Raw genomic sequence first — 10,686 nt, forward strand, 5'->3', positions numbered from 1 at the left:
TGGTCAGCTCACACTCCATCGCCCCCGTTCTGGCAGAGTCTGCGCGAGGGCGTAGGAGACCACATGGCAGGACCTTTACGCCTGCCTAGCACTGCGCTCCGGCCGCATGAGCCTACCCAATGATTCCAGCGTTGCCCGGTCACGCGACTCAAGGACGCGCCGGCAGGTAGACCACATGAACATCAGCGATGTGGCCGTTGAACTGGAATGGCACCCGATCGAAGTAATCGAGCGAAACCGGCGAGCCGGAATTTGCGCCAACATCGAACGTTTCGCTTGCACTGAATGCCAGGCTTGCCGTCATCTGCGTCGTGGCCTTCGCAACCTCAACGCTGTCGACGCGGAGGATCAAGTCTGCGGGCGCCGCGCGCTTCGCCGCCGTGATCTGCGTGTCCACCTCGATGCGGTGATGGCCCGGCGGGATCACTTGCGGCGATTGCAGCTTGGTGCGCGCCACCGCCATGGCGTTGTATTCGTAATGCAGGTGCCCCTGGTCAAAATAGAGCACCACGCCGCCGGCCGTGCCACCCACTTTGTAGAGTACGCCGCTGGCCTTTGCAGGCACATCGACTTCCACCGTCACGCGGTTGCTGACCGCGCCAAGCCGCGGCGCAACAAAATCAGGAAGCCGCCGGGCATCTTCGCCAAAGTGCCATTCGACCTGGTGGCTGCTGACGCGCTCAGACGGCTTCAGCATCGGCAACATACCCGCGCCAATTGGATAGACATTGTTGGCGCGTGCTTCCTCATCGAACTTGCGCTGCAGCTCCGCCAGCTTCTGTGGATATTGGTCCGCTACGTCGACCGCCTGCGAATAGTCGTGCGAGACATCATAGAGTGACCATTTGTCTTTTCGAGGGTCCCAGTTGATCAAACCTGCCAGGCTGGCAACCCAAGGGGTGCGTGGCCCGAAAACGGACGCAATCCAGCCGTCCTGGTACATGGCGCGGCTGCCGAAGTTCTCGAAATATTGGGCATGGCGGTTAGACGGGGCCGACGGATCAGCAAACGTGTTGCGCATGCTGACGCCATCGAATGGCATTTGCTCAACACCGTTGACGGATGTAGGCGGTTTGATGCCGATCACGTCATAGATCGTCGGCACGAGGTCGGTGACATCTTCGAACTGGGTGCGGATCGTGCGATCAGCCTTGATGCCTTTTGGCCAGGAGATGGCAAGCGGCGTACGCGTGCCACCAAAGTAGCCGGCCACCAGCTTGGTACCCTGGAACGGGCTTTCTGCCGCCCATGCCCAGCCCGCGTTGTAATGCTCCTCCAACTTGGGGCCGCCCAACGCCGCCAAACCGCCATACTGCTCGTTGAGCACCTTGATCTGCTGGCTGACAGGAATGTCCACGCCGTTGATTGTCAGCATCTCATTGATGGTGCCCCGAACGCCCTCGGCTGACGCACCATTGTCCGAGAGTTGGTAGATCACAAGCGTATTGTCGCGAACGCCTTCACGCTCAAGTTCGTCGATGACCTTACCCGCCTGTGTATCGACATGCTCCAGGAAGCCGGCAAAGACCTCCATTTCGCGCGCGTTAAAGCGTTTCTCTTCGGGCGTGAGACTGTCCCACGCCGGCAGGCTGTCCGGACGCGGCGTCAGCTTTGCGTCAGCGGGAATCCAGCCCATGGCACGTTGGTGCTCAAATGCCTGTTGGCGGTATACATCCCAGCCAGCGTCGAATTTGCCCTTGTACTTGTCAGCCCATTCCTTGGCGACCTGGTGCGGCGCATGCGTCGCACCAGGGGCCCAGTACATCAGGAACGGCTTGTTGCCGGCAAAGGTGTGATGCTGCTTCAGCCAGTTCACCGCTTGGTTGGTGAGATCTTCGCTGAGGTGATACTTCGGATCGTGTGGCGGCTCAATCGGCGTGTTGTCGTTGAACAGCCGCGGTGAGTACTGCGATGTCTCTGCGGCCAGGAAGCCATAGAAGTGCTCGAATCCGTAGCTCGTCGGCCAGTGGTCATACGGGCCGGCCGGCGAGGTTTCGTTGGCTGGCGTGTTGTGCCATTTGCCGAAAGCGGCCGTACTGTAGCCGTACTGCTTAAGCACCTCGGCAACCGTAGCCGCCGTCTTGGGCATCGTCCCTGTATAACCATCGAAATCGCTGGCGAACTCAGTGATGGTGCCGAAGCCCACGTGGTGCGGATTGCGTCCAGTCAGCAAGGATGCTCGCGTTGCCGAGCTGATTGCCGTGGCATGAAACGTGTTGTACCGGATACCGCTGTCGGCGATGCGGCTGAACGTCGGCGTATGCACCATGCCTCCCACAGTGTCGGCATGCGCGAAGCCTACGTCATCGAGCATGATGATCAGGACGTTTGGCGCGTTGGCCGGCAAATGGGCGGCTGCCGGTCGCCAATGATGTTCCGACTCATTCAGCGTGACGCCGGCCTTGCTCGCCGTGGGCGCGGGTGGAAAAGGCAGGTTGTCTTGGGCGTGGGCGCCGACAAAAGCGGTGGTCAGGGATGCGCCAAGCGACACCCAACGCAGTGAAGTGGAGGGAAATGCGGTATGACGGCTTTGTGCCATGACTGTCTCCTGAACGCGGCGGACCAAGCGCGGCGTGCGATCTTGGTGATGTATTTGGGAGCGATGCTAGGGCGCCGTGTCGGCAGGCGCTGGTCTTTTGCGCCAAAGCACAGGTCCCTACAGCGTGCTGCCGCGCAGCATTGACGTTCGTTGACGCCGCGTTCTCCGCCCTCGTAGAATTTTTGATGCCCCCTCGATCTTGGAACCTGATGTCGGCCCCGATACCCGGCGCGACTAGCACAACGTCTGCGCCCCTCGAACCCAACAAGCGCCTGAGCCAACCCTCGACGATCGGCGGCTATGCGCTCGCGATTGCGAAGGCGCTAGATCATTACGGGGTGGATGCTGAGCGCGTGTTCAAGGTGGTTGGCGTGCCAGTGGCGATCACTAACGATCCCATGTTTCGGCTGCCGGTCGACACCATGACCCAGCTCTATAGGGTGTGCGTGGATGTGACCCATGACCCCTACTTTGGTCTTTCCGTTGCGCGCTTCATTCATATTTCGAACCTGCATGCCCTTGGCTATGCGATGGCCGCCAGCAGCACCTTGCTGGACTTCTGCAAGCGTGTGGTGCGGTACTTCCGCCTGGTGTCTCAGACGGCAGAGATCGTGTTGGAGGAGGGCGATCGCACGGTGATCATGCGCCTCAAGTTGCATGCGGCCGTATCCGGTGAAACGGAGGACGCCTTTCTTGGCTTTCTCATTCTGTCGATGCGCCAGCTGCATAAAGCCAGCTTCAATCCGATCAGGGCGGAGTTCCACCACGCAATGCCCACTGACGGATCAGCGCCATACGAAAAGCTGTTCCGTTCGTCAGTCAGCTTCGGCAATCAAGATCTTGCCCTGGTGTTTGCGCGGGACGACCTCACCCAACCGCTTCTGGGCGCTTGCCCAGAGCTGGCTCAGTACCACGACAACATTGCGAACGAGTACCTGGCCAAGCTGGATAAGAATGACGTGTTGGCACTCGTGAGGCAGAAGATTATCGAGTTCCTGCCGACTGGCACATGTACGCGCGAGCGGGTGGCGCAAGCCATCTGCATGAGCCCGACCACCCTACAGATCAAATTGCTGAAGCGGGATACCAGCTTTCAAGAGGTTCTCGACGAAACCCGCAGGGAGCTTGCGTGCAGTTACGTGTTGCGAGCCTCTGGGTCCATTACGGAGATCGCGTTCCTGCTCGGATTCTCCGACAGCAGCAACTTCACGCGAGCCTTCAGACGCTGGACTGGCTTGTCGCCAAGTACGTTTCGTCAGCAGCAAGGGCATTCAGCGCCGGCAGCGTGAAGCACGATACGCGTCCGGTCGCGCATTGCCTCGCAATGTTGCAGCGAGCGGAGCTCAACGCGCAGCCCGTGATTTGACCTGCCATCGCTCCGCACTACCCTCAGGGGGCGCCGGATGACCGAAGAAGGTGGCCCTGCGCGACGTGGCACACCTTTGTAGCCAGCGGGGTAGCGACCTCAACCGATTCCCCCTCCGCCACAACCAGCATGCCAAGTAGCGGGCTCAGAAGGTTGCCCAATCCTGCTCTAAGGTGACCTTTTCCGATGGCATCGGAACCACTTCAACGGCCCCCGACTTCGCCGTTGACTGACGTTCGAATGTTGTTCCGTCCGATGGCAGGCGAGAGCGTGTCAACACGTTCTGCGTTATCGGTGGAGAAGCCGTTTCAAGTGACAGCCTGTCGGACGACGGTATCGCTGCCATCACCGAGAAGCCCGACGCCAGCTTGAATACTGCGACGGCCACATCGAGGTGGACCGCTTGATCTCGCAGCGACTGGGCAGCTGCCGCAGCCTGCTCAACCAGCGCGGCATTCTGTTGAGTCACGCTATCCATCTGCGAGATGGCATGCCCCACTTGCTCGATCCCTTTGCTCTGCTCCTCGGACGCCGCTGCGATCTCGCCCATGATGTCGGTGACACGCGCCACGGCATCACCAATCTCTTTCATCGTGTGCCCAGCCTGATCAACGAGTTCGGTTCCTGTGGTGACGCGGGCAACCGAAGTGCCAATCAACTCCTTGATCTCCTTGGCGGCGCTTGAAGACCGCTGCGCAAGCGCGCGTACCTCACTCGCGACTACCGCGAAACCTCGGCCCTGCTCAGCCCTTCGTACAGCCGCGAGGGATCGACCTGAAAGCCAAGAGGCGCGCAGCATGCGGATGATCGACTTTTCCTGCACAGCGCGCTGCAAGCTATCGTTCATACGTTTGAGCGCAGCCAGCAGTTGGCTAGTTTCATCGCTGCCCGTCACGTCAATGAGGGAGGTCAGATCCCCAGCAGCCACTGTCTCCGCAACCTTGAGCGCTTTCTCAAGCGGCCGAGTAATCGAGCGGATCAGCATCCAGCAAAGGATAGAAGTCACGCCGAGGGTCACGGAACGTCGTTCTCTCCGCTTCCGAGCTACTGACGAACCTCCCCCGGTCCATTTCAAGTTCAACTGATCTCGCCCATTTTTCTGCGTCGGCTCGAGTTGAAAATGTCTTGGACTGATCGGGGTAGCCCTTCCTCCGAATCTTGGCCTGCCACTGAAGGTCCCCGCGCTTGGTAAACGTTGCCATCAGATTGTTGCCTGGGAGGCACTGTCCCAAAATTGTCCCAAAAAGGTGTTTATCCGTCAAATATCCTTTTGATTTAGCCAGAGGCCTTCCGATTCGTAATGCGAAGGTCATCAGTTCGATTCCGGTCAGCGGCACCAGAACACCAAAAAGCCCAGTCTTCATCGACTGGGCTTTTTGCTTTGGGCGCCTTGAACTTCCTGAGCCGATCAGGCCGCCGGAATCCGTAGCTTCTGCCCCGGATAGATCTTGTTCGGGTCCGACAGCATCGGCTTGTTGGCCTCGAAGATCACCGGGTACTTGTTGGCATCGTCGTAGAACTTCTTGGCGATGGCCGACAGCGTGTCGCCGCGTTCCACCGTGTGCCACTGCGACTCTTCCGACTCGGTGTTGACCGACATCTGGTCGTCGACCGACTGGATGCCCTCGACGTTGCCGCAGCACAGGATGATCTTCTCGCGCGTGGGCTGGTCCGGCGCCACGCCGAACACCTTGGCTGCATCGCCATCCACCTGCACCGACAGCGCGGTGGCGGAAAGGCCTTGCTGGGCGATGTATTGCTCGATGGCCTGGCCCTTGGCCTGGTTGGCTGCCTCGGCATCTGCAGCACCTGCGTCAGCGGATGTATCGGCCGGAGCGGCGGCGGCGCTGCCGTGGAACAGCTTCTCGCCAGCCTCTTTGATGAAGTCAAAAAAACCCATAACGACCTCCATAAGTACACAACGGGGAACGGGACTGCATCGGGCGCGGGACAGCCGGGGCGCGCCCGTCGCCGCAGTGTAGTCGCTCGACCACGGTCTCTCCATGACAGGCACGGGGCAAATGCAAACTTTGCGCCCCGCCCGTCTCACATGCGACGCTGCGATTGCCCGGCATGCTGTGGCGCGGCGGGATCGCTGGCACAATGGTCCACAGTTGAAACCCGCGATGTGCCTGGGGGCGCGAACACCGCCGCACCCGCCCGCGCCATCCGCCACCGCCATGAACCGTACGTGGATGAAGTCCATCTCCCGGTGGGTCGATGCCTTGACCGCACCGGGGTTCGGCCGCCAGTCCTGGCCACCCAAGCCGGTCAAGCCGCCCAAACCCATCGCGCGCCGTGACAGTACCCACCGCGCACGCGTGCCCGCCGTGCCGACGCCCACCGCCGGCACCTTCGTGCGAGAACAGTTCATCTACGAGCCCGAGTCACCTGCGGTCGTTGCACGGCGCCCGGAATACTGGCTCTACACCCCGCCCACCAGAGGCAGCAAGCCGCCTGCGTTGATGGTGATGCTGCACGGCTGCAAGCAGTCCGCGGAGGTGCTGGCGCACGGCACGCGCACGAACGCGCTGGCCGATCGGGAAGGCTTTCTCGTGCTGTATCCGGAGCAGCCGCGCCGCGCGCATCCGCAATGCTGCTGGCACTGGTACGACCCCGAACACGCTGGCGAGCACGAGGCCGACGGCATTGCGCGCCTGGTGGAGCAAACGTTGAGCGACACCGGCGCTGACCCGACGCGGGTCTATCTCGCCGGCATTTCCGCCGGCGCCGGACTGGCAGGGTTGATGGCGTTGCGCCACCCGCAGTTGTTTGCCGCGCTGGCCCTGCACTCCGGGCCGGTGCTGGGCGTGGCGCGCACGCCGGCCTCGGCGCTGAACCTGATGCGGCGCGGCGCGCGCGTCGATCCGCTCGAAGCGCTCGCCACCGTCGTGGATATCGACGCTTACCCCGGCATGCCGACGTTGCTGCTGCATGGCCTGCGCGATGACGCCGTCAACCCGGCCAACCAGGCGCAACTGGCGACGCAGTTCCGCGCGCTCAACCATCTGCGCGACGCTGCCGACGTGCAGCGCGAAACCCAGCGCGGCGATGGCTATGTGCTGCGCAGCGACTCGCGCGACGGCGATTGCCTGCTCGCCACCTGCCAATTCACCGCCACGGGCCACGCCTGGAGCGGCGGTGATCCGCGCTATGCATTCCACGCACCGGGCCCCGATGCCACCTGGCTGTGGTGGCAGTTCGCGCGGCGGCACGCACGTGCTACCGCGCTCGCCGCCTAAGCCTGCGCACTACAGATCGATCGCCTTCTGGCCCGAGCCACGGCCGAGCAGTCCATCGACGAGGCCATAGCCGCGCGCAAAGCCGGCGTCTTCAGCGTCCTCACGCGAGGGCAAGGGATGCTCGTCGTGCGAGTGGGCAACCAGCGTCTCGACCGCCGTCGGGTCCGCACCCGACTCGCACACGCGCACGACGAAATCCCACTGCGCCGGGGCCGGCTTGGCCTTGCCCTTGCCTGCCGCGCGTTCCGCGCGCGGGATCGCCAGCACATACACGTCGAAGTCCTGGTACAGCTCGGTGCGCCAGTTCGCTTCCACTCCCATGTAGCCTCCTTCGCCGGCGCTTTCCCTCACACGGATCGTGGCGGCATTGCAAACGCGCTCGAAAAAAACAAAGGCCGGCGCATGGCCGGCCTATTGTCACCGTATCAGCATTCGCCCTTCTTGGCGTGGCCGGGCGGGCAGTGGTAGCGGCCGCGATCGTAATCACGATCGTCGTCATCACGATCGCGATGGCGCCAGTGGCGGTCGTCGCCGCGGTCCCAGCCGCCGTCAATCATCACCCAGCCGCGCGGGCCTTGCTCCCAGCGCGGTTCGCGCCAGTGGTAGCCCGGGCGTTCGTGGACGCGATAGCCGGGACGCCACGCATAGCCTCCCTCGCGCCATTGCCAATAGCCCGGCGTCCACACATAGCCCGACGGCATCACGGGCACGGCCTCGTACTGCGGCGGCGGCGGCGCCATGGTCGGTCCGATCTGCACGCCGATTGACACTTGGGCCTGCGCAGGCAACGCAACGGACGCGACGCCCGTCGTCAACAGGCATGCCGCGAGCACCCATGCACGCTTCTTCATAAGGTTCTCCGTTCGACTAGGTTGATTGGATCGTAGCACCACGCCCTGGCGATGACTCTAGGGTGTTACGCAGCGTTACCTTCGTTACCGGGCTGCGAAGATGTGTTCACGTTTGCGTGACGCAGCGTGCGAGCCTCCTCGAGCCATGCACAAAACGCCTGCACCACCTCATCGCCGAGATTGCGCGCGGGGCAATACCAGTAGTAGCTGCGCGCGACCAGCGGCAGATCCGGAAACGGCGCGACGAGACGTCCCTCGCCCAAATCTTCGGCGATGAGCGCGGACGGCCCCATCGCCACGCCCAGCCCATCGATGGCCGCCTGGATCGACAGGTAGAAATGCTCGAACGTGAGCGCATGCGCCGGCCGCAAATTCGGCACGCCTGCCAACACGAGCCAGCTTGGCCAGACCGAGGGCAGCGTGTCCGTGTGCAGCAGCGTGTGATGATGCAAGTCCGACGGTGCCGACAACGGTACGCGCTCGAGCAGCGCCGGACTGCACACCGGAAAGCGGCTCTCATCCAGGAAGCGCCCGGAATGAAAGCCCGCATGGATCTCCGGGCCACCGCGAATGATCACGTCGAAGTTGTCCGGCAGGCGTTCGATCTCTTCCGTCGAAGTCGTCAGCCGAACCTCTACGCGTGGAAACCGCATCTGGAACGTCGACAGGCGCGGGATCAGCCACCGCATCGTGAAGGTCGGGATGCTGTTCACGCGCAGGATGCGCGCCGCATCGCGATCGCGCAGCGATTGGCTGGCCGTGCTGATGCGGTCCAGCGCCACGCCGATCTCCGACAGGTAGCGTTGGCCGGCGTCGGTCAATTCCACGCGCCGGTTCAGCCGCCGGAACAGGGTCACGCCCAGCCACGCCTCCAATGCCTGGACCTGCCGGCTGACCGCGCCATGCGTAACGCTCAGCTCCTCACCGGCGCGCGTGAAGCTGAGGTGGCGTGCCGCCGATTCGAAGGCACGCAGGGCATTGAGCGGCGGAAGCTTGCGCATATCGCGTGAGTTTTTTGCACAGGTCAGGTCAGTATATATCGATTGTTGATCACAATCTGTGGCGATACGCTGTCGCCTTCTCGCTCGCCGTCACAACGCATCGGGTGAGAAAAATCGACCCGATCTCCGGACCCGCCCATCGTGACCCCCGCCGTCATCGCCCTCGTCCTCTTTGCCGCCGTGCTGCACGCCTCGTGGAATGCGCTGCTGAAAAGCGGCTCCGACCGATTACGCGCCATCACGCTAATGACGCTGGCCTCGGGCATCGCCGCTGTGCCGATGGCGATTGCCCTGCCGCTGCCCGCCCCCGCCGCCTGGCCGTACGTGGCACTGTCTGCCGCCTTGCACGTCGGCTACAACGTGTTCCTGACGCGAGCCTATCGGTTCGGAGAGTTCGGGCAGGTGTACCCGATCGCGCGTGGCTCCTCGCCACTGCTGGTGACGGTGGGCGCCGCGCTGTTCGCGGGCGAGACGCCCGGCGCAATCGCGCTCACGGGCGTGGTGCTGGTGAGCGCCGGCATCCTCAGCCTGGCACGCGGCCGACGCGCCGACCTGGGCTCGACGCTCTCAGCGCTGGCCACCGGCGTGTTCATCGCGTGCTACACGGTGTGCGACGGCATCGGCGCGCGGTTGGCCGGCAATGCGAATGCGTATTCGGCGTGGCTGTTCATGCTCGACGGTCTGCCGATGGTGCTGCTCTATCGCGCGTGGAAAGGCCCGCTCAACATCGACGTGCGCGATGCCGATACGCTCAAGACCTTCGGCGGCGGCGTGGTCTCGCTGGTCGCCTACGGCATCGTCATCTGGGCCGTGACGCTCGCGCCGATGGGGCCGGTGTCGGCCCTGCGCGAGACGTCGGTGGTGTTTGCCGCGCTGCTCGGCCGGCTGTTCCTGAAGGAATCGTTGACGCTGAAGCGCCTGTCGGCCTGCTCGGTGATCGCCTTCGGCGCCTACTGCCTCGGGCATCCGGCCTGAGTGCCGCAGCTACATGGCGCGCGGCGGATAGATGACCGACAGGATGTCGATCTGCTCCACGCCCGTCGGCGTGCGCAGCGCCACCGTATCGCCCTCGCGCGCTTTGATCAACGCACGCGCAATCGGCGAGATCCAGCTCACGTGGCCCTTGTCCAGGTCCACCTCGTCCATGCCGACGATGGTGATGGTGGTCTCGTCACCGTTCTCGTTGGCATAGGTGACGGTGGCACCGAAGAAGATCTGGTCGTTGTCGCCCTGCAGGCTGGCGTCGACCACTTCCGCCTTCTCGATGCGGCGCGTGAGGAAGCGGATGCGGCGGTCGATCTCGCGCAGGCGCTTCTTGCCGTAGAGGTAGTCGCCATTCTCGGAGCGGTCGCCGTTCGATGCGGCCCACGACACGATGCCGACCACTTCGGGCCGCTCGGTATCGATCAGGTGCATCAGCTCGGTGCGCAAGCGCTCGTAGCCGACTGGCGTGATGTAGTTCTTGGAGCCCGCCGGCAAGGGCGCGGCGCCCTTGGGCAGATCGTCTTCGTCATCGCCGGCGTCTTCCCGGACGAAAGCCTTGTTCATGGTGCGAGCAACGTGGAGTCAGGACTCCATTATAGAAAGGTCCCCGCCCCGAAGAAAAAGTGAAGACGGGGGTTCACAAGATCGAAAATCTCTGTATAATCTCATTTCTCGGTTGCGGCTGTAGCTCAGTTGGATAGAG

9 protein-coding genes and 2 pseudogenes are annotated in these 10,686 nt (G+C 62.9%); 3 read left to right on the plus strand and 8 right to left on the minus strand.

Going from position 1 to position 10,686, the window contains the following annotated elements; translation table 11 throughout:
- Positions 1–148: 148 nt before the first annotated feature.
- Complete coding sequence (locus tag QZ609_RS06040; protein ID WP_295492250.1) at positions 149–2,539, minus strand: arylsulfatase; 2,391 nt, start codon at positions 2,537–2,539, stop codon at positions 149–151.
- Positions 2,540–2,679: 140 nt separating this feature from the next.
- Here QZ609_RS06040 and QZ609_RS06045 point away from each other — a divergent pair, with 140 nt between their 5' ends.
- Entirely contained in the window at positions 2,680–3,828 is a 1,149-nt protein-coding gene (locus QZ609_RS06045; protein ID WP_295492252.1) for an AraC family transcriptional regulator, read from the plus strand.
- Positions 3,829–4,305: 477 nt separating this feature from the next.
- Here QZ609_RS06045 and QZ609_RS06050 read toward each other — a convergent pair.
- The 3 genes and pseudogenes from QZ609_RS06050 to lysM form a co-directional block, all read right to left on the minus strand.
- A pseudogene (locus QZ609_RS06050) lies at positions 4,306–4,893 on the minus strand (methyl-accepting chemotaxis protein); the annotation flags it as partial.
- 34 nt (positions 4,894–4,927) lie between these two features.
- A pseudogene (locus tag QZ609_RS06055) lies at positions 4,928–5,107 on the minus strand (site-specific integrase); the annotation flags it as partial.
- 206 nt (positions 5,108–5,313) lie between these two features.
- Positions 5,314–5,805: a peptidoglycan-binding protein LysM gene (lysM, locus tag QZ609_RS06060; protein WP_295492254.1), complete on the minus strand. Its 492-nt coding sequence runs from the start codon at positions 5,803–5,805 to the stop codon at positions 5,314–5,316.
- Positions 5,806–6,100: 295 nt separating this feature from the next.
- Here lysM and QZ609_RS06065 point away from each other — a divergent pair, with 295 nt between their 5' ends.
- Positions 6,101–7,147 carry a PHB depolymerase family esterase gene (locus QZ609_RS06065; protein WP_295492256.1) on the plus strand — a complete coding sequence of 349 codons (1,047 nt, stop codon included), beginning with the start codon at positions 6,101–6,103 and terminating at the stop codon, positions 7,145–7,147.
- A gap of 9 nt (positions 7,148–7,156) precedes the next feature.
- Here the strand turns inward: QZ609_RS06065 and QZ609_RS06070 are convergent, their stop codons facing one another.
- The 3 genes from QZ609_RS06070 to gcvA all read right to left on the minus strand — a co-directional run bounded on the left by QZ609_RS06070 (position 7,157) and on the right by gcvA (position 8,999).
- Positions 7,157–7,468 (minus strand): hypothetical protein, encoded by a 312-nt coding sequence (locus tag QZ609_RS06070; RefSeq protein ID WP_295492257.1) that lies wholly within the window; start codon positions 7,466–7,468, stop codon positions 7,157–7,159.
- A 104-nt stretch (positions 7,469–7,572) separates the two neighbouring features.
- Complete coding sequence (locus QZ609_RS06075; RefSeq protein WP_295492259.1) at positions 7,573–7,998, minus strand: YXWGXW repeat-containing protein; 426 nt, start codon at positions 7,996–7,998, stop codon at positions 7,573–7,575.
- A gap of 65 nt (positions 7,999–8,063) precedes the next feature.
- Entirely contained in the window at positions 8,064–8,999 is a 936-nt protein-coding gene (gene gcvA / locus QZ609_RS06080; RefSeq protein WP_295492261.1) for a transcriptional regulator GcvA, read from the minus strand.
- Positions 9,000–9,140: 141 nt separating this feature from the next.
- On the opposite strand from gcvA, the gene QZ609_RS06085 reads away from it, so the two are divergent.
- Positions 9,141–9,974 carry a DMT family transporter gene (locus QZ609_RS06085; RefSeq protein ID WP_295492263.1) on the plus strand — a complete coding sequence of 278 codons (834 nt, stop codon included), beginning with the start codon at positions 9,141–9,143 and terminating at the stop codon, positions 9,972–9,974.
- Between the two features lie 9 nt (positions 9,975–9,983).
- Here QZ609_RS06085 and greB read toward each other — a convergent pair whose 3' ends face one another.
- Positions 9,984–10,547 (minus strand): transcription elongation factor GreB, encoded by a 564-nt coding sequence (greB, locus tag QZ609_RS06090; protein ID WP_295492265.1) that lies wholly within the window; start codon positions 10,545–10,547, stop codon positions 9,984–9,986.
- Between the last annotated feature and the right edge of the window lie 139 nt (positions 10,548–10,686).

The sequence above is a fragment of the uncultured Ralstonia sp. genome (assembly GCA_913056305.1).
Lineage (GTDB): Bacteria > Pseudomonadota > Gammaproteobacteria > Burkholderiales > Burkholderiaceae > Ralstonia.

What these genes read in the sequence shown, in the direction of transcription:
- QZ609_RS06040 (WP_295492250.1), bottom strand. Translation starts at nt 2,539, where the DNA reads ATGGCACAAAGCCGTCATACCGCATTTCCCTCCACTTCACTGCGTTGG.
- lysM (WP_295492254.1), bottom strand. Translation starts at nt 5,805, where the DNA reads ATGGGTTTTTTTGACTTCATCAAAGAGGCTGGCGAGAAGCTGTTCCAC.
- QZ609_RS06065 (WP_295492256.1), top strand. Translation starts at nt 6,101, where the DNA reads ATGAAGTCCATCTCCCGGTGGGTCGATGCCTTGACCGCACCGGGGTTC.
- QZ609_RS06070 (WP_295492257.1), bottom strand. Translation starts at nt 7,468, where the DNA reads ATGGGAGTGGAAGCGAACTGGCGCACCGAGCTGTACCAGGACTTCGAC.
- QZ609_RS06075 (WP_295492259.1), bottom strand. Translation starts at nt 7,998, where the DNA reads ATGAAGAAGCGTGCATGGGTGCTCGCGGCATGCCTGTTGACGACGGGC.
- gcvA (WP_295492261.1), bottom strand. Translation starts at nt 8,999, where the DNA reads ATGCGCAAGCTTCCGCCGCTCAATGCCCTGCGTGCCTTCGAATCGGCG.
- greB (WP_295492265.1), bottom strand. Translation starts at nt 10,547, where the DNA reads ATGAACAAGGCTTTCGTCCGGGAAGACGCCGGCGATGACGAAGACGAT.